The sequence below is a fragment of the Streptomyces sp. NPDC048389 genome, from assembly GCF_040706335.1.
GTDB lineage: Bacteria > Actinomycetota > Actinomycetes > Streptomycetales > Streptomycetaceae > Streptomyces.
This window is the reverse complement of record NZ_JBEZKP010000019.1, coordinates 83,606-104,230: the sequence shown is the minus strand read 5'-3', so window position 1 is coordinate 104,230 and position 20,625 is coordinate 83,606. Positions and strand designations below refer to the sequence as shown.

Sequence of the window (20,625 nt, the reverse complement as noted above, 5' to 3'; positions counted from 1 at the left end):
TCTTCTGGTGCGTCTGCACCGCGATGGACCCGGCACGCTCCGCGACCTCGGCCGCGGCCTGCTGCGGGGTGGTGACGACGAGGATCTCCGCGTTCGGGACGAGCTGGGCGACGGAGATCGCGATGTCACCCGTGCCCGGTGGGAGGTCGAGCAGCAGGACGTCCAGGTCGCCCCAGTACACGTCGGCGAGGAACTGCTGAAGCGCGCGGTGGAGCATCGGCCCGCGCCACACCACGGGCGCGTTGCCCGGGGTGAACATGCCGATGGAGATCACCTTCACGCCGTTCGCGGACGGCGGCATGATCATGTTCTCGACCTGGGTGGGACGGCCGTCCGCGCCCAGCATGCGCGGCACGCTGTGACCGTAGATGTCCGCGTCGACGACACCGACCTTGAGGCCGTCGGCCGCCATGGCCGCCGCCAGGTTCACGGTCACCGACGACTTGCCGACACCGCCCTTGCCTGACGCCACCGCGTAGACCCGCGTCAGCGAACCCGGCTTGGCGAACGGCACCTCGCGCTCCGCCGTGGTGCCCCGCAGCGACGCGGCGAGGTCCTTGCGCTGCTCGTCGCTCATCACGTCCAGCGTGACGTCGACGCGGGAGACGCCCTCGACGCGCGAGACCGCCTCCGACACGTTCCTGGTGATGGTCTCTCGCATGGGACAGCCGGAGACGGTGAGGTACACCGTGACGGCGACCGTTCCGCCGTCCCCGATGTCGACCGACTTGACCATGCCCAGTTCGGTGATCGGTCGGTTGATCTCGGGGTCGTTCACCGTCGCCAGTGCCTCAAGCACCGCGTCTTCCGTAGCCATACGGGAATGGTACGGCGCTGCCTCCCGCCTCCGGAAAGCCCGTCAGCGGTCGTCTTCGTCACTCCGGCCGGACTGCTCGTACGCGACGGGGACCCGACGCTCCTCCAGCTCCCGCACCAGCTCCTGCAGCTCCGAGCGGATCCAGTCCCGGGTGGCCACCTCGCCGAGGCCCATCCGGAGCGCCGCGATCTCCCGGGTCAGATACTCCGTGTCCGCGATCGACCGCTCGTTCTGCTTGCGGTCCTGCTCCAGATTGACCCGGTCCCGGTCGTCCTGCCGGTTCTGCGCCAGGAGGATCAGCGGCGCCGCGTACGAAGCCTGGAGCGACAGCGCGAAGGTCAGGAAGATGAACGGATACTCGTCGAAACGCAGGCCCGGGGGCGCGGTGACGTTCCAGCCCACCCACGTGATGATCGTCATGGTCATCCAGACGAGGAACCGTCCCGTCCCCAGGAACCGGGCGATCTGCTCCGAGAACCGTCCGAACGCCTCCGGGTCGTACTCGGGCAGCAGGCTGCGGCGCGGCGGGCGCGGCATGTCGAGCCGCACCCGGGTCCGCGAGGCGGCACTCGCCCCGGCCGGCATGCGGTCCCGCTCGCTCCGGTCGGGCAGCCCGGGGTCCCGTCCGCTAACCATGGGCGGGATCCTCGAACTCGGTCTCGCGCCAGTCGTCCGGCAGCAGGTGGTCCAGTACGTCGTCGACGGTCACGACCCCGAGCAGCGACCCGCTCTCGTCCACGACGGGCGCCGCCACCATGTTGTACGCGGCGAGGTGCTGGGTGACGGACCGCAACGGTGCGGCCGGCGGCAGCGGCGGCAGATCGCTGTCCACGATCGAGCCGACCAGGGCGAACGGCGGGTCGCGCAGCAGCCGCTGGAAGTGCACCGTGCCCAGGTACTTGCCGGTCGGTGTCTCGTCGGGCGGCCGGCACACGTACACCTGCGCGGCGAGGGCGGGGGAGAGATCCTCCTGGCGCACCCGCGCCAGCGCGTCGGCCACCGTCGAGTCGGGGCGCAGCACGATCGGTTCGGTCGTCATCAGCCCGCCCGCCGTGCGCTCCTCGTACGACAGCAGCCGGCGCACGTCCGCCGCGTCGTCCGGCCGCATCAGGGCCAGCAGCCGCTCCTTGTCCTCCTCCGGCAGCTCCGACAGCAGGTCGGCGGCGTCGTCCGGGTCCATGGCCTCCAGAACGTCGGCGGCCCGCTCCTCCTTGAGCTTGCCCAGGATCTCCACCTGGTCGTCGTCCGGGAGCTCCTCCAGCACATCGGCGAGCCGGTCGTCGTCGAGGGCGGCGGCCACCTCGGCACGCCGCTTCGGCGAGAGATGGTGCAGCACATTGGCGAGGTCGGCGGGCCGAAGCTGTTCGAAGGTGGCGAGCAGGCTCTCGGCACCCTGGCCGTGCTCCTCGAGCGAGAAGCCGGTGACGGCGGACCACTCCAGGGTCAGCGTCTCTCCCTTGCGGCGCAGCGCCCCGCCCTTGCCCTTGCGTACGAAGACCTTGTCGATCTCCCAGTCGCGGCGGGCGGGCAGCTGCTGGATCGCCACATCGAGAACGGTCACCTCCTCGCCGCTCTCCACCAGGCGGACCCGCCGGTCGAGCAGCTCGCCGAGCACCAGCCGCTCGGTCGGCCGCTGCTCGAAGCGGCGCACATTGAGCACACCGGTCGTGATGACCTGCCCCGACTCGATGCCGGTCACCCGGGTCATCGGGAGGAAGATCCGGCGGCGGCTGATGACCTCGACCACCAGGCCGAGGAGCCGCGGCGGACGCCGCCCCACCCGCAGCATCGCCACCAGATCCCGTACCCGGCCCACCTGGTCGCCGTTGGGGTCGAACACGGGCACGCCCGCGAGGTGCGAGACGAAGATCCGAGGAGCGCCTGCCGCCATGCTCGCCCCCTCTCCCATGCCCGGAAACACTGGCTTTCGACGGGTTCAGGCTAGCCGGTACCGATCCGGGCCGCTCCCGGCTGACGTCCGTACGGCTGCCTGCGTAACGGTGCACTCCACACGGGTACGCTGCGGTCTGCCATCCCCCCACGATGAGAGGCAGAGCGCTCGTGACTCCCCTCCCTCCGGCCGGCCGAACGCGCCGGGCCGCGCTCTCGGCGGTGCTCTGTGCCGGACTGGCCGTGGTGCTCACGGCGTGTGCGGAAGATCCGGACGCGGGGACCAACGGGATCGGGAAACTCTCGGCAGAGGAGATCGAGTCCAAGGCGCGGGCGGCGGCCGACACCGCCACCTCCGTACGCCTGTCGGGCACGCTGGTCAGCAAGGGCGGCACCTACAAGCTGAACATGCGGCTCAAGCAGGACGGCGGCACCGGCTCCCTCACGTCGGAGGAGAACGCCTTCGAACTGCTGAGGATCGGCGACAACCTCTTCCTGAAGGCCGACGCCGGTTTCTGGAGCCACGCGGACGGCGACGGGGGCAAGGAGCCCGCCAAGTCGGACCTCGACGCGGCGAAGAAACTGGCCGACAAATACGTGAAGGTGCCGACGGGCGACCCCTCCTACAAGCAGTTCCGCGGCTTCACCGACATGGACGTGCTGCTCGACGGGCTGCTGGGCATGCAGGGCGAGTTCAGCAAGGGCGACCGGACCCGCGTCGGCGGGGTGCGCACCATCACGGTGAAGGCGGGCGAGGGCGGCCGGGGCGGTGTCCTCGACGTGTCGCTGGAAGGCAAGCCGTATCCGTTGCAGTTCAAGCGGGCGGGAGGCGCGGGAGTGCTCACGCTGGCGGACTGGGACAGGGACTTCCCGCTGGCCGAGCCCGCGGAGGGCGAGACGGTCGACTACGGCAAGCAGCTCCCCACGACGTCCGACTCGGGTTCGGACACCGACGGCTGAGCGAAGGGGCCACCCCCGGGCTAAGGATCATCCCTCCTCGACGACGTCGAGGACCTTCGTCTCCGGTGTACCGATCAGCGCGGGTGCCTTCTCCCGCGACGGCCAGACGTTCGCGATCAGAGCGTCGCGGAACTTCTCGGCCTCCCCGGCCGTGTCGAAGTCCAGATCCACGACGACGTATTTCGGATTGTCGACGGGCTGCTGGATGCGGTAGCCGCGGACGCCGCTCCGGCGGCGGAAGTCGGCGAACCCGTCGAACGCGGACTTCCATGTCTCCATGTCGGTGATCGCGTGCTCGATGTGGAGCGTCACCATGGTGCCCTCCGTAGGTTGTCCGGCGGCCGGGAGGCTTTGCGCTTCCATCGTCACCGCGCGGAGGAATCCTTGCACGGCGCCGGCCTGCGTCCGAACGGTCCGCAGGCGGCGGCCTGCGGTTCCGGCCTGCGGTTCCGGCTTTCCGGCGCCGGACGGTCGACGGACGGGCGGCGACGCCAGGCGCACGGCGCCGCCTGCGGCGTGCGGCGCTGGACGGGCGCCCGGACATCGCCGCCTGCGGCGTGCGGCGCTGGACGGGCGCCCGCCTGTGGCCACGGGCTCCTGCCCGCGGTGGCTGCCGGTGGTCGTGCATCGCGGCGACGGCCTGGGGCCACACTCCGCGGTGCCGCCATGGGGCGAACGGACCGCAGGTGGCGGCCTGCGGGTCCTGACCTGCGGCGAACGTCTGCTCGGCGACGGGCGGGCGACCGCCCGGGGTGCCGGGTGCGCGGCGGCGGGCTGCGGCGAGGCTCCGCGCCCCGCCTGCGGCGAGCGGACCGCGGGCGGCGGCGTGCGGGCTCCCGGCCCGTGGCGACGGGCCCGCGGGGGCTGCCGGTGGTCGCGGACCCCGCGCGAGGCGGCGGCCGACCCGACGGGCTGGGGCCGAGGGCGGGGCTGAAGGCCGCGGGCCGGAGCCGTGACTCGGCCGACCGGGTCAGCCGTGCCGCTTGCGCCGCTTCAGCAACAGTCTCGGCAGGGCCGCGGGTGCGGGACGCCGGGTCGTCGCGGTGGTCGGCAGCGGTGCGGCCGCCAGGGAGCCGTCGGGCAGCTCGGTGGTCACCTCCCGGAGCTCGAGCCGCAGCACGCGGCACTCGCGCGCCCAGCGCTCGGGCATCTGCTCGGCGTCCGGAGCGTTCAGCCGCTTGCCCTTCAGCTCGGCGACGGCGGCCTGCCACTCCTCGGAACGCGGAGCCAGCTCCGTCACACGCGCCGACCAGACCACCAGCCGGCCGCCCTTGTCCTTGCTCCGGACCGTGACCTCCGCGTCCCCGCCGTCGGCGAGACCCGGCAGCGGCTGTTCACCGGGGCCGTCGCCGACGATGTGCGCGGCGCCGTCGTGCCACACGTGCCACAGGGCGCGCACGGGGCCTTCGCCACGGACCCAGACGAGGCCCGACTTCTTGGTGGCCTCCTCGACGAGCGCCCGGTCGAGCAGATGCGATGTCATGCGCGCAGCCTATCGACCGGCTTCCCGCCGTCGGCCCCTACAGCCAGCCGTTGCGCTTGAGGGTGCGGTGGATCGCGAAACAGACCGCGGCGATCCCGGTGAGCACCAGGGGGTAGCCGTACTTCCACTTGAGTTCGGGCATGTGCTCGAAGTTCATGCCGTAGATGCCGCAGACCGCCGTGGGCACGGCGATGATCGCCGCCCAGGAGGTGATCTTGCGCATGTCCTCGTTCTGGGCGACCGTCGCCTGGGCCAGGTTGGCCTGGAGGATGGAGTTCAGCAGCTCGTCGAAGCCGATGACCTCCTCCTGTACCCGGGCCAGGTGGTCGGCGACGTCGCGGAAGTACTTCTGGATGTCGGGGTCCACGAGCCGCATCGGCCGCTCGCTCAGCAGCTGCATCGGCCGCAGCAGCGGGGAGACGGCCCGCTTGAACTCCAGTACCTCGCGCTTGAGTTGGTAGATCCTCCCGGCGTCGCCGCCGCGCGTGCTGCCCTTGGCGGGTGCGGAGAAGACCTCGATCTCCACCTCGTCGATGTCGTCCTGTACGGCCTCCGCGACCGCGATGTAGCCGTCGACGACGTGGTCCGCGATGGCGTGCAGCACCGCCGAGGGGCCCTTGGCGAGTAGTTCGGCGTCCTTCTGCAGGCCGTGCCGCAGCGCACGGAGCGAACCCTTGCCGCCGTGCCGCACCGTGATGACGAAGTCCCGTCCGGTGAAGCACATCACCTCGCCGGTCTCCACGACCTCACTGGTCGCCGTCAGCTCGGCGTGCTCCACGTAGTGGATCGTCTTGAAGACGGTGAACAGCGTGTCGTCGTACCGCTCCAGCTTCGGCCGCTGGTGGGCGTGGACCGCGTCCTCGACCGCCAGCGGGTGCAGCCCGAACTCGGCGGCGATGCCCGCGAATTCCGCCTCCGTCGGCTCGTGCAGGCCGATCCAGGCGAAGCCGCCGCCCTCGCGCACCCGGAGCATCGCCTCGTGCGGGGTGAGACAGGCGGTGCTCTCGAGGCGACGGCCGTCGCGGTAGACGGCGCAGTCGACGACCGCGCTGGACGCCGAGGGGTCACGGGTCGTGTCGTAACCGCTGTAAGGGGTGCTGCTCTTGCGCAGCGAGGGGCGGACCGCTGCGCGCAGGTCACGGATCATCGACATGGCTGGCTCCTTCACGGAGAGGCCGTCGGCGGTGGCGTGGCACAGCCCGGAATGGGGACGTGAGGCATACGTCCGCAAAGCGGGCGGCACCGCGGGGGCGCGGTGACGGCGTTCGCTACAGACAGGCAAAAACGAAGTGCTCGCGCTCTTCCGTCATGCGAAACGCCGTAGGGCCCCGTGCGGGAGAAGTCCTCAGCTCACCGGATCCGGCTCGTCGGGTCAGGACCGGCGAGAGGAAGGGTGCCGTGCGGAAGAGCTGCTGGTACTGCACGATCGACTTCGATCCACCGCAGCCCCACCTCCTCCGGCCGGTCCCCCATGAGGGACGACGTGTCGTCAGGACTCGAAGGCAACACTTCTGTGTGCCGTCCCGACCAGCGGCCAAGACTATCAGCCGACTACGGGTCAATCCCTGTGTTTGCCCGTTCCTTACGCGTCCTATGCTCGCCACATGGAAGATGTTCTCGCTCTCGTCGACGCCCGGCTGCGCAGCGCACTTGGCGAACCGGACGCACGCGCCGCGGTGACGTTCCTCGGTACCGACCGTATCGAGGTTCTGCGCTTCCAGGGCCGGGACGGCGACAAGGACATCGTGCGGTACGCCACTCTCGGCATGTCCGCCCACCCGATGACCGACCCCACCGCGACTCTCGCCGACCCCGTGAAGGGGCCCCGTGCCGAACTCGTGCTCACCGTGAGGGCCGGGCTCGCGGACACCGACAAGGTGCTGCGCCCCCTTGCCGTGCTGGCCGCCTCGCCACAGGTCGAGGGCGTGATCGTGGCGCCGGGCGCCTCGCTCGACGTGGGGGAGGCGCTGTGGCCTTCGGCGCCCTTCAGCTCGGTGCTGGTCGCCGAGCCGGGCGGTCTGGTCGAGGATCTCGTACTGGACGAGCCCGTGGACCCGGTGCGCTTCCTGCCGCTGCTGCCCATGACGTCGAACGAGGCGGCGTGGAAGCGGGTGCACGGCGCGGCGGAGCTTCAGGAGCGCTGGCTGACGCACGGCACGGATCTCCGCGATCCGCTGCGCAGGTCCGTACCGCTGGACTGAGTCCGGGCGGAATCCGGCTGCACCGGATGCGGGCGGTCCGATGCCGGGTGGACCGACCCGGTCCGGCTCCGGCGGTCGGACGCCGCGGCGGCGGGACCGACTGCGGTCCGGCCTCGTCGGCCGGCGGTGCCGCGGCGGTGCCGCGGCGGTGCCGCGGCGGTGCCGCGGCGGTGCCGCGGGCGCGTGACGCCGCTTCAGCTCCCGGGCACCCCACATGGGCGCCCCGGAAGGATGCAGTACGCATCTACATTTCCGCGTCCGAGGCGCGCTCCGGACGGGTGATCGTCCTTGACGCGGCGACGGCCGGGGAGGACCGTTGGGCCTTATGAGGGGCGAACCCAGTTGCCCGAAGTGCGGTGGCCGGGTGAGGGCGCCCGGTCTCTTCGCCGATTCCTGGCAGTGCGGTGTGCACGGTGCTGTGCACCCTCTCCAGCCGGTGATCCCGCCCAGTGTCGAGGCCCTCGGTGTCGTGGTGCACCGCGCTCAGGTCCCCGTGTGGATGCCCTGGCCGCTGCCGGTCGGCTGGCTGTTCACGGGCGTCGCCTACGCGGGCGACGACCGCAGCGGCGGCCGTGCCACGGCGGTGGTGTGTTCGGGCCCGGGGCCGCTCGGCGGCATCGGCGAGCTGGTACTGGTCGCCGAAGAGCTGGGCGTCGGCCTCGGATCGCGCTACGCGGGGATCGACGGACCCGACCCGGGCTCGCACATCGAGGTCGCCAAGCCGCCGCAGGCCAAGGTCCTCGCCGCCGGCCGGCCCACCCCGCTGTGGCACGTCAGCGGCTCGCCCGACGACCGCGCGGTGTTCGCGGGCGAGGCGCGCGGGCTGTGGCTGTGGGCCGTCGTCTGGCCGGAGCAGTCCGGGCTGCTGATGTACGACGAGCTCGTCCTCACCGACCTGCGGGACGCGGGGGCGGAGGTCGAACTGCTGCCGTGCGGGGCGCTGTCGCCGCGGCTGCTGTTGTAGCGGAGGCGGCCGTGCCGCCCCCCGCCGCCGTCGGCGGGCGGCCGAAGGCGCCCCCGCGGCGGTTATCCTGGGGTGTCCCCTGTCCGCCCCGAGCCCCGGAGTCACGCGTCGTGCGCATCGATCTGCACACCCACTCCACGGCTTCGGACGGCACGGACACACCGGCGGAACTCGTACGGAACGCGGCCGCGGCCGGTCTGGACGTCGTCGCGCTCACCGACCACGACACCACCCGGGGCCACGCGGAGGCGGCCGCCGCCCTCCCGGAAGGCGTGACTCTCGTCACGGGCGCCGAACTCTCCTGCCGGCTCGACGGCGTGGGCGTGCACATGCTCGCGTACCTGTTCGACGCGGAGGAGCCGGAGCTGCTGCGGGAGCGCGAGCTCGTGCGCGACGACCGGGTGCCGCGCGCCCGGGCGATGGTCGGCAGGCTCCGGGCGCTCGGCGTGCCCGTCGAGTGGGAGCGGGTCGCCCGTATCGCCGGTGACGGCTCCGTCGGCCGGCCCCACATCGCCGAGGCCCTCGTCGAACTGGGCGTGGTGCCCTCCGTCTCCGACGCCTTCACCCGGCAGTGGCTGGCCGACGGCGGCCGGGCGTACGTCGAGAAGCACGAGCTCGATCCCTTCACCGCCGTCCGCCTGGTCAAGGCCGCCGGCGGGGTCACCGTCTTCGCCCATCCGCTGGCCGTGAAACGCGGCAGGGTGGTGCCGGAGGCGGCCATCGCCGAGCTCGCCGCCTGCGGCCTCGACGGCATCGAGGTCGACCACATGGACCACGACGGGCCGACGCGCGCCCGGCTGCGGGGCCTCGCCGCGGACCTCGGACTGCTGACGACCGGTTCGAGCGACTACCACGGCAGCCGCAAGACCTGCCGGCTCGGCGAGTACACCACCGACCCGGAGATCTACGGCGAGATCACCCGCCGCGCCACCGGCGCGTTCCCGGTGCCGGGCACGGGCGGAGCCCGTCCGTAGCACTCGCCCGTCCACCTCGTACGATCCTCTCCCCGCAAGGTCCCCACTGTGTTCGACGCTGCCGTTTTCGGCTCTCTCTTCCTGACTCTTTTCGTCATCATGGATCCCCCCGGGATCACGCCGATCTTTCTCGCCCTGACCTCCGGCCGCGCCACCAAGGTGCAGCGGCGGATGGCCTGGCAGGCCGTGGCCGTCGCCTTCGGTGTGATCACCGTCTTCGGCATCCTCGGTCAGCAGATCCTCGACTACCTGCATGTCTCCGTGCCCGCGCTGATGATCGCCGGCGGGCTGCTCCTGCTGCTGATCGCCCTCGATCTGCTCACGGGCAAGACCGACGAGCCCCAGCAGACCAAGGACGTCAACGTGGCGCTGGTGCCGCTGGGCATGCCGCTGCTGGCCGGGCCCGGTGCCATCGTCTCCGTGATCCTCGCCGTGCAGCACGCCGACGGAGCGGGGGAACAGGTCTCGGTGTGGGCGGCGATCGTCGCCATGCACGCCGTGCTGTGGCTCACGATGCGCTACTCGCTGGTGATCATCCGCGTGATCAAGGACGGCGGGGTGGTCCTGGTCACCCGGCTCGCGGGCATGATGCTCTCCGCGATCGCCGTGCAGCAGATCATCAACGGCGTCACCCAGGTGATCCAGGGCGCGTGACCGCCCGCCGCCACGACGCAACACACCCCCGTACGGAACGTCCGTACGGGGGCGTCACGCGCCGGAGACTTCGCAGGCGTTATGAAGCAGCGGTGGCGTCGGCGGGGCGGATGTAGATGCGCTGGCCGGCGTACGCGGCCTGCTGCACGATCCGGTTGACGGAGGCGGCATCCACGACCGTACTGTCCACGGCGGTGCCGTTGACGTCGTCCAGTCGCATGATCTCGAAGCGCAAGGCTTCTCCCTTCGTCGTGATCCTCCTGCAGGAGAACTGAGTGGCAGACGGGTGTCCCCCGTTCTGGTACCTACGTCTACAACGGGATGCTCCCTACAAACATTCCCTACGCTAAGGAAATTTTTCGAGTGCCTAAATACTGGCGGGTAGTGGTTCCGGCACGGACAATGAACCGCGTATGAACGACGACACAGGGATCAGCGACATCGCGACCCGCCTGGAGCGCACCAATGAGCTCCTGCAGCGGATGCTCGCCGAGGTCGCGAAGACCCCCTCCACACACGCAATTTTCGTCGACGCCGGTTACGTCTACGCTGCGGCCGGATTGCTGGTGGCGGGCACCGAGGACCGCCGCTCCTTCGACCTGGACGCGGAAGGTCTGATCGAGGCGTTCATCGACAAGGCCCGCACGATCTTCGCCGACAGCCGCCTGCTGCGGGTGTACTGGTACGACGGCGCGAGGCGCCGCATCCACACCCCCGAGCAGCAGTCCGTCGCCGAGCTTCCCGACGTCAAGGTGCGGCTCGGCAACCTGAACGCCAACAACCAGCAGAAGGGCGTCGACTCCCTCATCCGCTCCGACCTGGAGTCCCTCGCCAGACACCGTGCCATCAGCGACGCTGCGCTCGTCGGCGGCGACGAGGACCTCGTCTCCGCGGTCGAGGCCGCCCAGGGTTACGGCGCACGGGTCCACCTCTGGGGCATCGAGGCCGCGGAGGGCCGCAACCAGGCGGAGCCGCTGCTGTGGGAGGTCGACAGCCAGCGCACCTTCGACCTCGACTTCTGCCGCCCCTACATCACGCGAAGGCCCGTCACGACCTACGAGAACGAGGGCACCCCGCCGCCCTCGCGCGACGAGGTGCGCTTCGTCGGCGCGCAGATCGCGGCGACATGGCTGGGGGAGCGAGGGCGCGCCGAGATGGCGGAACTGCTGCCCGGCCACCCCTACCTGCCCGGTCCCGTCGACCAGGATCTGCTCGTCGAGGCCGAACGGCGGCTCCAGCGCTCACTGCGCGGATACGCGGTGCTCCGCCGGGCGCTGCGGGACGGCTTCTGGCAGCACCTCCAAGGTCAGTACTGAGCCCAGAAGCCTGCGAGTGCGGTGGCCGTCTCCGAGGGGCGGTCCGTGTTCGGCGAGTGCTCCGCACCCCGGACCACCGTCCGGTGCGCGTCCAGGCGCCGGGCCATGTCGTCCAGCAGCGGCACGGGCCAGGTGTCGTCACGCTCGCCCGACAGCACATGCTTGGGCAGCGGTCGTACGGCGGCGAGTTCCGCGACCCGGTCCGGTTCCGTCGTCAGCTGACGGCCGGTGGCCAGGAGTTGGGCCGGATTGTGGCGCAGCCACCGCCGCCGCAGGTCCTCACGGCCCTCGGTGGCCTCCCCCGCCGCGTCCTCCGGAGCGTCGAAGGACAGGATCGCCTGCCACACCTGCTCCATCGACATCACCGTGAGCGCGTCGCTCAGCAGCTTCACCCGCTGCTGCTGGGCCGGACTGATCTCCGCGGGCCCCGAGGACATCAGCGTCAGCGTCGCGAAGGGGGAGGCGTCCAGGATTACGGCTGCCCGGGCGATCTGGCCCCCGAGCGAATGCCCCACGAGGTGCAGCGGCCCGCCGTCGCCGAGCGCGGCCGCCTGGGCCAGGACGTCCCCGGCCAACCCGTCCTGTGCGTAGGCGGCCTGATCTGCCGGGCCGTCGGTCTCGTACTGCCCGCGGCCGTCGACAGCGACCACGCGGTAGCCGGCGGCGGCCAGCGGCTCGAGCAGCGCGATGAAGTCCTCTTTGCTGCCCGTGTACCCGGGCAGCAGCAGCGCGGTGCCGCGGTTCTCTCGCGCCGTCGGCCGCGCGTCGAGGACGGCGAACTCGCCGCGCGACGTCGACAGCGCGCGGGAGACGGCGCAGGGGGGCGGGACGAAGGTGGGAGGCCGACTCATGCGCATGAGGCTAACGCGGGCCCGTGCCCTTCGGTACGTACCGCCCGGTGATACCCGCGGGTCGGCCGTGTCGGGCGTGGCCTGTGGGGCGCACCCGTCCGGTGATGCCCGCGTGGTCGTGCCCCGCACCGGGGGTGGCCCGGCGGCGTCCAAAGGCCCGTGCGCGTGTCGGGGGCCGCCTGCACCGACAGCGGAGGGCGCGGAGGGGGAGCACGAAACGGCCCGGCCCCCGCGAAGGGGGCCGGGCCGGCACCGCGGTGCGGGTGTCAGCTCTCCGACTGTGCCACGGCCTTGCGCGTACGCGTCCGACGCGGCTTGGCCTCCGGCTCCGGCGTGCCCTCGGCCGTCTCGGCGGCCTTGCGTGTCCGGGTGCGGCGCGGCTTCGTGTCGGCCTCGACGGCCTCCGCCGTGTCGGCGGCAGCGGCCGCGCGGGTCCGGCGACGGGGCTTGGTCTCGGTCGCGCCCTCAGTCGTGTCGACGGCTTTGGCGGCCCGGGTGCGGCGCGGCTTGGTCTCGATCTCCCCCTCGGCCACCTCGGCGGTGTCCGTGGCAGCGGCCGCGCGGGTCCGGCGACGGGGCTTGGTCGCGGTGGCGTCGGCGGTCTCGGCGGTCTCGACGGCCTCGGCGGCCTTGCGCGTCCGGGTGCGGCGCGGCTTCGTCTCGGCCTCGACGGCCTCCGCCGTGTCGGTGGCGACTGCCGCGCGGCTCCGGCGGCGAGGCTTCGCCGCAGGCTCCGGCTCCGTCGCGACGGCCGACTCCGCGATCCCGACGACCGGATCGGCCTCGGCGACGGCGGCTGCCGCGCCGCGCGTGCGCCGGCGACGAGGCTGGGCCACCGTCGCGGCCTCGGTCGTTTCGACGGCCTCGGTCTGGACGGCGACGGTCGCGGCGCCGGCGGTCTCCACGGTGGTCGTCGCCTCCGGCGACGCCTGCGCGGTCACACGGGTGCGACGTCGGCGGCGCGGCGTGCGCGCTTCGGTCTCCGCAGTGTCGCCGTCGGCCTGCTCCGGCACGACCGTCTCTCCGCCGCGCGTGCGGCGGCGCTGGCGCGGCGTACGGGCCGGACGCTCCTCGACGGCGGCCGGCGCCGCCGAGGCGGACCGGCGACCGCGGCCGCCCGTCTCGCCCAGGTCCTCGACCTCTTCCGCCGCGAGACCCGCGCGGGTCCGCTCGGCACGCGGCAGGACACCCTTGGTGCCGGTCGGGATGCCCAGCTCCTCGAACAGGTGCGGGGACGTGGAGTACGTCTCGACCGGGTCGGGGAACTTGAGGTCGAGCGCCTTGTTGATCAGCTGCCAGCGCGGGATGTCGTCCCAGTCGACCAGCGTGACCGCGGTGCCCTTCGCGCCCGCGCGGCCGGTGCGGCCGATGCGGTGGAGGTAGGTCTTCTCGTCCTCGGGCGACTGGTAGTTGATGACGTGGGTGACGCCCTCGACGTCGATACCGCGCGCGGCGACGTCCGTGCACACGAGCACGTCCACCTTGCCGTTGCGGAAGGCCCGCAGCGCCTGCTCGCGGGCGCCCTGGCCCAGGTCGCCGTGGACCGCGCCGGAGGCGAAGCCGCGCCGGGCGAGCTGGTCGGCGATGTCCGCGGCGGTGCGCTTGGTGCGGCAGAAGATCATCGCGAGTCCGCGGCTCTCGGCCTGCAGGATGCGGGAGACCAGCTCCGGCTTGTCCATGGAGTGCGCGCGGTACACACGCTGGGTGGTGTTCGCGACGGTCGCGCCCTCGTCGTCCGGCGCGGTGGCGCTGATGTGGGTGGGCTGCGACATGTAGCGGCGGGCGAGGCCGATGACCGCGCCCGGCATGGTCGCCGAGAACAGCATGGTCTGGCGCTTGGCCGGCAGCTGCTGGATGATCCTCTCGACGTCGGGCAGGAAGCCCAGGTCGAGCATCTCGTCGGCCTCGTCGAGGACGAGCGCACGCACGTGGGACAGGTTCAGCTTCTTCTGGCCGGCCAGGTCCAGCAGGCGCCCGGGCGTGCCGACGATGACGTCGACGCCCTTCTTGAGGGCCTCCACCTGAGGCTCGTAGGCCCGGCCGCCGTAGATGGCGAGCACGCGGACGTTACGGACCTTGCCGGCGGTGAGCAGGTCGTTGGTGACCTGGGTGCACAGCTCGCGGGTGGGGACGACCACCAGGGCCTGGGGGGCGTCGGTCAGCTGCTCGGGCTTCGCCCGGCCCGCCTCGACGTCCGCGGGGACGGTGACGCGCTCCAGCAGCGGCAGGCCGAAACCGAGGGTCTTGCCGGTGCCGGTCTTGGCCTGGCCGATGACGTCGGAGCCGGAGAGCGCGACGGGAAGCGTCATCTCCTGGATGGGGAAGGGGGACACGATGCCGACGGCCTCGAGGGCTTCGACGGTCTCGGACAGGATCCCGAGATCCCGGAAAGTCTGCGTAGTCAGGGTGCTGCCTCTTCTGTGAGACGCGGCGCGAGGCGAACGCGGGGGTCGTACCGCACCCGGTGTCTGACCGGCCATGGGTCGGCCGGACGGTGCAGGACCACTGCCATCGCTCGAGCGCTCGTACCGCTGAGGGGGCCCCTCGTCTGCGGTCGTACGCAAGTGCGCGAACGATCCGCCGGGAGGGCGGTCGGGTCGGAGCCGATCGTGGCACCGACCGGGCATCCTCATTCATCAGACGGCCTACTGAAGGCGTGGGAATACTCCGACGCTCAGCAGGCGCAATACCACTGTACCCCGGATTCGCGCATGTGTGTTGGGTGAATTCATGAGAACCGTGTTCCGGGCATGGCTGACCAGGCCCTTCCTCCGTGCGGCGGGCGGGCTATTGTGCCGTTCATGGAGACGCCTGACAACGCCACTGAATCCACCGGACACACCGGTATCGCCGCCCAGGACTGGGCTGCGGCCGCCGCGGAACCGCAGTACCGTGCCGCCGTCGTGGACCTGCTCGGCGCGCTCGCGTACGGCGAGCTGGCGGCATTCGAGCGGCTCGCGGAGGACGCCAAGCTGGCGCCGTCGCTGGCCGACAAGGCGGAGCTGGCGAAGATGGCGTCCGCGGAGTTCCACCACTTCGAGCGGCTGCGGGACCGGCTGTCGGCCATCGATGTGGAGCCGACGGCCGCGATGGAACCGTTCGCAAAGGCCCTGGACGACTTCCACCGGCAGACCGCACCGTCCGACTGGCTGGAGGGCCTGGTCAAGGCGTACGTCGGCGACTCGATCGCCAGCGACTTCTACCGCGAGGTGGCCGCCCGCCTGGACAGCGACACCCGCGCCCTGGTGCTCGCGGTGCTCGACGACACCGGTCACGGGAACTTCGCGGTGGAGAAGGTCCGAGCCGCCATCGAGGCGGACCCCCGGGTCGGTGGCCGGCTCGCACTGTGGGCGCGGCGGCTGATGGGCGAGGCGCTGTCCCAGGCGCAGCGGGTGGTTGCCGAGCGCGACGCGCTGTCCACAATGCTCGTGGGCGGTGTGGCCGACGGTTTCGACCTGGCTGCGGTCGGCGAGATGTTCTCCCGGATCACCAGGGCGCACACCAAGCGCATGGCCGCGCTGGGCCTGGCGGCGTAGCAGAGCGAAGAGCGGAACGGCCCGCGCCGGAAGAGCGTCACGAGCGTTTCCCGCGCGGTGTCCGGGCCCCGCGTTCCCTGGGGCTTGCGGGCGACGGTGTGGTCGGGCCGGGTCCTTCCGGGTCCTCGGGCGGCCCGGACCGGTGCCCTTCCGGCTCCTTCTGCGGCGCCCCGGACCCGGGCCCCGCGGCGGCCTCCGGCCGGGGCGTCGTCACGGGGGCCTCCGTGCTCCCGGACGGCGGGGCCGTTCCGGTGGCGGTGGTACGGGGCAGCTCCGCCCTCCGGTGAGGTGGGCGGTCGTCGTGCGGGCTCAGAAAGGGAACGCGCGTTGCAGTGGGCGCGTGGACGGGCGGATCAGCAGCGAGAGCAGGACCGACCCGATGGCCACGGCACCCAGCAGGGTCGCCAGCGAGTGCCCGGGCCCCAGTGCCACATGCGTCACATAGGCACCGAAGAGCGCGCCCAGCGTGCCGGTGGTGAAGACCGCCCTGCGGGAGGGGAGACGATCGGCGAGGTGCCGGACCGCCGCCCAGGAGAGGGCGAGCCCGAGCAGGACTGAACCGAGCGATTCCAAGAGCACTGCTGATCACCTCGCGGACGCCGGACACGGGCACGATCGGTCGTAGCCCGTGTATTACCCGGCGTGCACGGAGCGCAACCCTTCCGGCAGCGGTTCTGAGCAGTGCGGAGCAGCGGAAGAGGGCCCGGCGGTCGTCCGACGCTGTTGGTCAACCAACAGGGTCGTCGTCCCGCCGGGCCCTCTTCCCGTGCTTCACGCGCCTGTCCGGGCTGTACCCGGCGCGCGGCCGCTGTGGCTACAGTGCGCCGAACCCCACGCGCCGCGCCGTCGTCTCACCGATCTCGACGTAGGCGAGCCGGTCGGACGGCACCAGGACCCTGCGGCCCTTCTCGTCCGTGAGGCTGAGCAGTTGCGCCTTGCCGGCGAGCGCATCGCCCACCGCGCGCTCGACCTCCTCGGCGGACTGCCCGCTCTCCAGAACGATCTCCCGGGGCGCGTGCTGCACGCCGATCTTGACCTCCACGGCTATGTCCCTCCGAACGGTCAGTGCGTTGCGCGGTCAGCCGCGCCGTACGCAGCACACATTAGCCCGGAGTCGGGACGGGGCAGGACCCGCCGGGAAACGCCAGGAGCGAACAGCCTCCGCGACCGAGCCGCCGGCGCACGGCCGGTCTCAGTGCTGCTGCTGCTCGCTGCCGTGCAGCGGGAAGCCGGCGATGCCGCGCCAGGCCAGCGAGGTGAGCAGTTGCACCGCGGTGTCGCGCGGGATGCTGGAACCGCTGGAGAGCCAGTACCTGGCCACCACCTGCGAAACCCCGCCGAGGCCCACCGCCAGCAGCATCGACTCGTCCTTGGACAGGCCCGTGTCCTCCGCGATCACGTCGGAGATGGCCTCCGCGCACTGCAGCGACACCCGGTCGACGCGCTCGCGTACGGCGGGTTCGTTGGTCAGATCCGACTCGAAGACCAGCCGGAAGGCGCCGCCCTCGTCCTCGACGTACGCGAAGTAGGCGTCCATCGTGGCCGCGACGCGGAGCTTGTTGTCCGTCGTCGAGGCCAGCGCACCGCGGACGGCCTGGAGCAGTGACTCGCAGTGCTGGTCCAGCAGCGCCAGGTAGAGCTCGAGCTTCCCGGGGAAGTGCTGGTAGAGGACGGGCTTGCTGACCCCGGCCCGCTCGGCGATGTCGTCCATCGCCGCGGAGTGGTAGCCCTGGGCCACGAAGACCTCCTGGGCGGCACCCAGGAGCTGGTTTCTGCGGGCTCGGCGTGGCAGGCGCGTGCCCCGCGGGCGCGCCGCCTCTGTCTGCTCGATGGCTGTCACGCCGCCTCCCAAGGTAAGAACAAGCACAGTTCGAACGAGCACAGTTTGAACAGGTGCCTGCCTGAACAAGCATTTGCCTGGACCGTCGCGGTCTCCCGCGTGCGCTGCGCGCCGCGCCCCGCCATCGTACTTTTGGGTAACTCGGCTGTGCGTCGCGCGGACGCAGGATTTCACGGACCGGACAGTCTCGGAAGCTGCCGGTTCGTGAATCGACCCTGGACATATCGGGGCAACGGGCGGCAGGTCACCGGTAGTCGTCCTCGTCCAGTTTGACCACGCGGGTCTGTTCGACGATGTCCGCCTCGTTGGCGGTGGCCGGGTCGACGCGGTCCACCGGGTCGTCGCGCTCGGTGCGCACGTCGGTGTGCTGCTCGGCGGCATCCGCCTCGGGGACTTCCTCGTCGCGCGTTCCGGTGTTCTGGTCTTCGTCTTCCTGGAAGGTCTCGGGATCGGTCGGGTCGACTGACATGCGGCACCGCTTTCGGTGGAGAGCGCCCTTTTCTACGAGCCTAGGAGGTGCTGATTCATGGCGCTACGTGGTGGTTCCCTTGTGCATCCGGGTGCCCCGCTCGACGTCGGGAATGTGTGACGCCGAACACACGGGGCGCCGCGTGATCGTCTCGTAACATTGCCCCATGTCTTCGACCGAGCTGCCGGGAGCCCGCGCCCTCAGTGCCGCGGCGGCTCCCGAGGTCGCGACCGTGCGCGTCGCGGAGGGGGAGGAGCTGCGCTCCGTCGCCCTGCCCGGACTCACCCTGACGGTGCGTTCGCGGCCCCCGGCTCGTACCGGGCTTCCGCCCGCGCTGTACGTGCACGGGCTGGGTGGCTCCTCGCAGAACTGGTCGGCGCTGATGGCGCGGCTCGAGGGGGTCGTGGACGGGGAGGCGCTCGACCTGCCGGGCTTCGGGGACTCCCCGCCGCCCGACGACGGCAACTACTCGGTCACCGGCCATGCCAGGGCCGTGATCCGTCTCCTCGACGCCGGTGGACGAGGCCCGGCCCATCTGCTGGGCAACTCCCTGGGCGGCGCCGTCTGCACCCGGGTCGCAGCCGTCAGGCCCGACCTCGTGCGCACCCTGACGCTGGTCTCTCCCGCCCTGCCGGAGCTGCGCGTGCAGCGCGCCGCGGTGCCGACCGCGCTGCTCGCGCTGCCGGGCGTCGCCGGACTCTTCGCCCGGATGACCAAGGACTGGACATCGGAGCAGCGCACCCGGGGGGTGGTGGCGCTCTGTTATGGAGACCCCTCACGGGTGACGGACGAGGCCCTGCGCCATGCTGTCGAGGAGATGGAGCGGCGTATGCGTCTGCCGTACTTCTGGGACGCGACGGCCAGGTCGGCGAGGGGGATCGTGGACGCGTACACGCTCAGCGGGCAGCAGGGGCTGTGGCGGCAGGCGGAGCGGGTGCTCGCCCCGACACTGCTCGTCTACGGGCGCAAGGACCAGCTCGTCTCGTACCGTATGGCGCGCAAGGCGGCAGTGGCGTTCCGGGGCTCCCGGCTGCTGACGCTCCCGGATGCCGGGCATGTTGCGATGATGGAGTACCCGGAAGCGGTCGCCCAGGCCGTCCGGGAGCTGCTCGACGACTGCGGTAGGAGCTGATCCGGGGCGTGGGACGACACAGCCGCAAGGGCCCCGCACCCAAGGGCGCGCGCACGGACAGCGGACCGGCCCCCGCTGAACGGGAGGCCGAGGCCGCTGTACCCGGCGGCGGCCGGCGCGGGCGCCCGGCGCGAGCGGAGAGCGGCCCCCTGCCCGCACCGCGCACGCCCGGGTACGGGACGCCGCAGGCCCGCAGCGGCCACCCGGAGCACCGCGAGGCCGGAGGAGGCTGGGGTGACTGGACGCAGACCGGACGGCGTCCGGAGCGTCCGCAGACGGGCACGACGACCGGGCAGCGGGTGCCGGGCCCGCGACGGGAGTACCTCGAAGCCTTCGACCAGGCGTCGCCCGCCCGCGCACCGCGCCCCGATCCGTACTCGGCCGATCCGTACGCCTCCCGGACCGACTGGGACACGGGCCACGGGCGGCCCCCCGAAAGCGCGGACGACAGTGCGTCGGACGCGCTCCCCCGGGAGGACGGGACGCGGGGTGGAGAACCGTCGGGCGGGGAGTCGCCGGTCAGGGGTGCCAAAGGCCGTGCGTTCACCGGCATCGCCGCCGCCGCGGTGACCACCGTGCTCGCCGTCGTCGTCGCCGGGCAGGTCGCGGCCGACCGGTCGGACACGATCGGCGGCCGGTCCACCGGCGAGCGCCCCGTGGAAGACCGCACCGGCCGCTCGGAGGGCAGGCCCACGCCGCCCCAGGCCGCCGAGCCTCCCGCCGTGGCCCCGAGCTACCGGCAGTTGATGGCGCGGCAGTTCCCGATCGACCCCGAGCTGACGGCCTCCGGCGACTTCGCGGCCGTGCCCGGCTTCGACCAGGCGCCCGGCAAGGGTCGCAAGATCCGCTACCGCGTGGACGTCGAGAAGGGGCTCGACATGGACGCCGGGCTCTTCGCCAGGGCGGTCCAGGAGACGCTGAACGACGACCGCAGCTGGGCGCACGGCGGGGCGATGACCTTCGAGCGGATCTCCTCGGGCCGGCCCGAGTTCGTCATCACACTGGCCAGCCCCGGGACCACCGCGGTCTGGTGCGCGAAGTCCGGGCTCGACACCACCGTCGACAACGTCTCCTGCGACTCCGCCTCGACCGAGCGGATCATGATCAACGCCTTCCGGTGGGCGCAGGGTGCCGAGACGTACGGCGACGACGCGATGCTGGCCTACCGGCAGATGCTCATCAACCACGAGATCGGCCACCGGCTCGGACACAACCACGTCAACTGCAGCACCCCCGGTGCGCTTGCGCCCGTGATGCAGCAGCAGACCAAGACGCTGGAGATCAACGGCGTCAAATGCCGTGCGAACCCCTGGGTGTACCCCGGCGCGTGAGGGCGGCGCGGGCCTGGCCCGCGCATCACGCTCCGTGAGTGAGTGGCACCGTAGCGCGGCAGAACGCCACCCGGGTGCGAAAGTTACGTGCATTCACCCCTTCCGGTGGCGGGGGGGGGAACACGCAGGACCCGCCCCCCGACGACACCGAAAGCTCGGTTAACATGGTGTTTCGACAGAACACAAGGAGACGGCCCCACCAGACTA

The 20,625-nt window shown here is 71.8% G+C and carries 22 protein-coding genes; 9 read left to right on the top strand and 13 right to left on the bottom strand.

What is annotated here, in order from left to right; translation table 11 throughout:
• The 3 genes from AB0903_RS16275 to AB0903_RS16265 all read right to left on the bottom strand — a co-directional run.
• Positions 1 to 817, bottom strand: an 817-nt coding sequence (locus tag AB0903_RS16275) for a P-loop NTPase (protein WP_366703201.1), incomplete at its 3' end; no start/stop codon positions are given.
• A 42-nt stretch (positions 818 to 859) separates the two neighbouring features.
• Positions 860 to 1,453 (bottom strand): DUF1003 domain-containing protein, encoded by a 594-nt coding sequence (locus AB0903_RS16270; protein ID WP_366703199.1) that lies wholly within the window; start codon positions 1,451 to 1,453, stop codon positions 860 to 862.
• Complete coding sequence (locus AB0903_RS16265; protein WP_366703197.1) at positions 1,446 to 2,708, bottom strand: CBS domain-containing protein; 1,263 nt, start codon at positions 2,706 to 2,708, stop codon at positions 1,446 to 1,448. The genes AB0903_RS16270 and AB0903_RS16265 overlap by 8 nt, the downstream gene beginning before the upstream one ends.
• A gap of 170 nt (positions 2,709 to 2,878) precedes the next feature.
• Between AB0903_RS16265 and AB0903_RS16260 the strand changes: the two genes are divergently transcribed.
• Positions 2,879 to 3,667 carry a hypothetical protein gene (locus AB0903_RS16260; RefSeq protein WP_366703195.1) on the top strand — a complete coding sequence of 263 codons (789 nt, stop codon included), beginning with the start codon at positions 2,879 to 2,881 and terminating at the stop codon, positions 3,665 to 3,667.
• 27 nt (positions 3,668 to 3,694) lie between these two features.
• Here the strand turns inward: AB0903_RS16260 and AB0903_RS16255 are convergent, their stop codons facing one another.
• From AB0903_RS16255 to AB0903_RS16245, 3 genes are all read right to left on the bottom strand, one after another.
• Complete coding sequence (locus AB0903_RS16255; RefSeq protein WP_366703193.1) at positions 3,695 to 3,982, bottom strand: hypothetical protein; 288 nt, start codon at positions 3,980 to 3,982, stop codon at positions 3,695 to 3,697.
• A 655-nt stretch (positions 3,983 to 4,637) separates the two neighbouring features.
• The gene (locus tag AB0903_RS16250; protein WP_366703191.1) at positions 4,638 to 5,150 is read right to left on the bottom strand and encodes a hypothetical protein; all 513 of its coding nucleotides are present in this window, start codon (positions 5,148 to 5,150) and stop codon (positions 4,638 to 4,640) included.
• A gap of 37 nt (positions 5,151 to 5,187) precedes the next feature.
• Complete coding sequence (locus tag AB0903_RS16245) at positions 5,188 to 6,303, bottom strand: magnesium and cobalt transport protein CorA (RefSeq protein WP_366703189.1); 1,116 nt, start codon at positions 6,301 to 6,303, stop codon at positions 5,188 to 5,190.
• Between the two features lie 451 nt (positions 6,304 to 6,754).
• On the opposite strand from AB0903_RS16245, the gene AB0903_RS16240 reads away from it, so the two are divergent.
• From AB0903_RS16240 to AB0903_RS16225, 4 genes are all read left to right on the top strand, one after another.
• Positions 6,755 to 7,351 (top strand): suppressor of fused domain protein, encoded by a 597-nt coding sequence (locus tag AB0903_RS16240; RefSeq protein WP_366703187.1) that lies wholly within the window; start codon positions 6,755 to 6,757, stop codon positions 7,349 to 7,351.
• A 325-nt stretch (positions 7,352 to 7,676) separates the two neighbouring features.
• Positions 7,677 to 8,315, top strand: coding sequence for a DUF6758 family protein (locus tag AB0903_RS16235; protein WP_366703185.1), 639 nt, complete (start codon positions 7,677 to 7,679; stop codon positions 8,313 to 8,315).
• 110 nt (positions 8,316 to 8,425) lie between these two features.
• The gene (locus AB0903_RS16230) at positions 8,426 to 9,289 is read left to right on the top strand and encodes a PHP domain-containing protein (protein WP_366703183.1); all 864 of its coding nucleotides are present in this window, start codon (positions 8,426 to 8,428) and stop codon (positions 9,287 to 9,289) included.
• A gap of 48 nt (positions 9,290 to 9,337) precedes the next feature.
• Complete coding sequence (locus tag AB0903_RS16225; protein ID WP_366703181.1) at positions 9,338 to 9,943, top strand: MarC family protein; 606 nt, start codon at positions 9,338 to 9,340, stop codon at positions 9,941 to 9,943.
• Between the two features lie 79 nt (positions 9,944 to 10,022).
• Here the strand turns inward: AB0903_RS16225 and AB0903_RS16220 are convergent, their stop codons facing one another.
• A complete protein-coding gene (locus AB0903_RS16220) occupies positions 10,023 to 10,178 on the bottom strand; it encodes a hypothetical protein (protein WP_366703179.1) in 156 nt (51 codons plus the stop codon).
• A 178-nt stretch (positions 10,179 to 10,356) separates the two neighbouring features.
• Here AB0903_RS16220 and AB0903_RS16215 point away from each other — a divergent pair, with 178 nt between their 5' ends.
• Positions 10,357 to 11,259: an NYN domain-containing protein gene (locus tag AB0903_RS16215; protein ID WP_366703177.1), complete on the top strand. Its 903-nt coding sequence runs from the start codon at positions 10,357 to 10,359 to the stop codon at positions 11,257 to 11,259.
• Here AB0903_RS16215 and AB0903_RS16210 read toward each other — a convergent pair.
• Together AB0903_RS16210 and AB0903_RS16205 are read right to left on the bottom strand one after the other, a co-directional pair.
• Positions 11,250 to 12,110, bottom strand: coding sequence for an alpha/beta hydrolase (locus AB0903_RS16210; RefSeq protein WP_366703175.1), 861 nt, complete (start codon positions 12,108 to 12,110; stop codon positions 11,250 to 11,252). The genes AB0903_RS16215 and AB0903_RS16210 overlap by 10 nt on opposite strands.
• 266 nt (positions 12,111 to 12,376) lie before the next feature.
• Complete coding sequence (locus AB0903_RS16205; RefSeq protein ID WP_366703173.1) at positions 12,377 to 14,590, bottom strand: DEAD/DEAH box helicase; 2,214 nt, start codon at positions 14,588 to 14,590, stop codon at positions 12,377 to 12,379.
• A 321-nt stretch (positions 14,591 to 14,911) separates the two neighbouring features.
• Between AB0903_RS16205 and AB0903_RS16200 the strand changes: the two genes are divergently transcribed.
• Entirely contained in the window at positions 14,912 to 15,646 is a 735-nt protein-coding gene (locus AB0903_RS16200) for a ferritin-like fold-containing protein (protein WP_366703171.1), read from the top strand.
• 309 nt (positions 15,647 to 15,955) lie between these two features.
• On the opposite strand, the gene AB0903_RS16195 is transcribed toward AB0903_RS16200, so the two are convergent.
• The 4 genes from AB0903_RS16195 to AB0903_RS16180 all read right to left on the bottom strand — a co-directional run bounded on the left by AB0903_RS16195 (position 15,956) and on the right by AB0903_RS16180 (position 17,955).
• A complete protein-coding gene (locus tag AB0903_RS16195) occupies positions 15,956 to 16,225 on the bottom strand; it encodes a hypothetical protein (protein ID WP_366703169.1) in 270 nt (89 codons plus the stop codon).
• A gap of 235 nt (positions 16,226 to 16,460) precedes the next feature.
• Entirely contained in the window at positions 16,461 to 16,688 is a 228-nt protein-coding gene (locus AB0903_RS16190) for a DUF3107 domain-containing protein (RefSeq protein WP_366703167.1), read from the bottom strand.
• A gap of 150 nt (positions 16,689 to 16,838) precedes the next feature.
• Positions 16,839 to 17,486 (bottom strand): TetR/AcrR family transcriptional regulator, encoded by a 648-nt coding sequence (locus tag AB0903_RS16185; RefSeq protein ID WP_366703165.1) that lies wholly within the window; start codon positions 17,484 to 17,486, stop codon positions 16,839 to 16,841.
• 244 nt (positions 17,487 to 17,730) lie between these two features.
• Positions 17,731 to 17,955, bottom strand: coding sequence for a hypothetical protein (locus AB0903_RS16180; RefSeq protein ID WP_366703163.1), 225 nt, complete (start codon positions 17,953 to 17,955; stop codon positions 17,731 to 17,733).
• A gap of 166 nt (positions 17,956 to 18,121) precedes the next feature.
• On the opposite strand from AB0903_RS16180, the gene AB0903_RS16175 reads away from it, so the two are divergent.
• Together AB0903_RS16175 and AB0903_RS16170 are read left to right on the top strand one after the other, a co-directional pair.
• Positions 18,122 to 19,087, top strand: a complete 966-nt coding sequence (locus tag AB0903_RS16175; RefSeq protein ID WP_366703161.1) for an alpha/beta hydrolase — start codon at positions 18,122 to 18,124, stop codon at positions 19,085 to 19,087.
• Between the two features lie 8 nt (positions 19,088 to 19,095).
• Entirely contained in the window at positions 19,096 to 20,418 is a 1,323-nt protein-coding gene (locus AB0903_RS16170) for a DUF3152 domain-containing protein (RefSeq protein ID WP_366703159.1), read from the top strand.
• Positions 20,419 to 20,625: the final 207 nt, after the last annotated feature.

Bases quoted from the DNA above. Each gene is read 5' to 3' on its own strand.
- AB0903_RS16270 (WP_366703199.1), bottom strand. From the start codon at position 1,453: ATGGTTAGCGGACGGGACCCCGGGCTGCCCGACCGGAGCGAGCGGGAC.
- AB0903_RS16265 (WP_366703197.1), bottom strand. From the start codon at position 2,708: ATGGCGGCAGGCGCTCCTCGGATCTTCGTCTCGCACCTCGCGGGCGTG.
- AB0903_RS16255 (WP_366703193.1), bottom strand. From the start codon at position 3,982: ATGGTGACGCTCCACATCGAGCACGCGATCACCGACATGGAGACATGG.
- AB0903_RS16250 (WP_366703191.1), bottom strand. From the start codon at position 5,150: ATGACATCGCATCTGCTCGACCGGGCGCTCGTCGAGGAGGCCACCAAG.
- AB0903_RS16245 (WP_366703189.1), bottom strand. From the start codon at position 6,303: ATGTCGATGATCCGTGACCTGCGCGCAGCGGTCCGCCCCTCGCTGCGC.
- AB0903_RS16240 (WP_366703187.1), top strand. From the start codon at position 6,755: ATGGAAGATGTTCTCGCTCTCGTCGACGCCCGGCTGCGCAGCGCACTT.
- AB0903_RS16235 (WP_366703185.1), top strand. From the start codon at position 7,677: ATGAGGGGCGAACCCAGTTGCCCGAAGTGCGGTGGCCGGGTGAGGGCG.
- AB0903_RS16215 (WP_366703177.1), top strand. From the start codon at position 10,357: ATGAACGACGACACAGGGATCAGCGACATCGCGACCCGCCTGGAGCGC.
- AB0903_RS16210 (WP_366703175.1), bottom strand. From the start codon at position 12,110: ATGAGTCGGCCTCCCACCTTCGTCCCGCCCCCCTGCGCCGTCTCCCGC.
- AB0903_RS16205 (WP_366703173.1), bottom strand. From the start codon at position 14,590: ATGGCCGGTCAGACACCGGGTGCGGTACGACCCCCGCGTTCGCCTCGC.
- AB0903_RS16200 (WP_366703171.1), top strand. From the start codon at position 14,912: ATGGAGACGCCTGACAACGCCACTGAATCCACCGGACACACCGGTATC.
- AB0903_RS16180 (WP_366703163.1), bottom strand. From the start codon at position 17,955: ATGTCAGTCGACCCGACCGATCCCGAGACCTTCCAGGAAGACGAAGAC.
- AB0903_RS16175 (WP_366703161.1), top strand. From the start codon at position 18,122: ATGTCTTCGACCGAGCTGCCGGGAGCCCGCGCCCTCAGTGCCGCGGCG.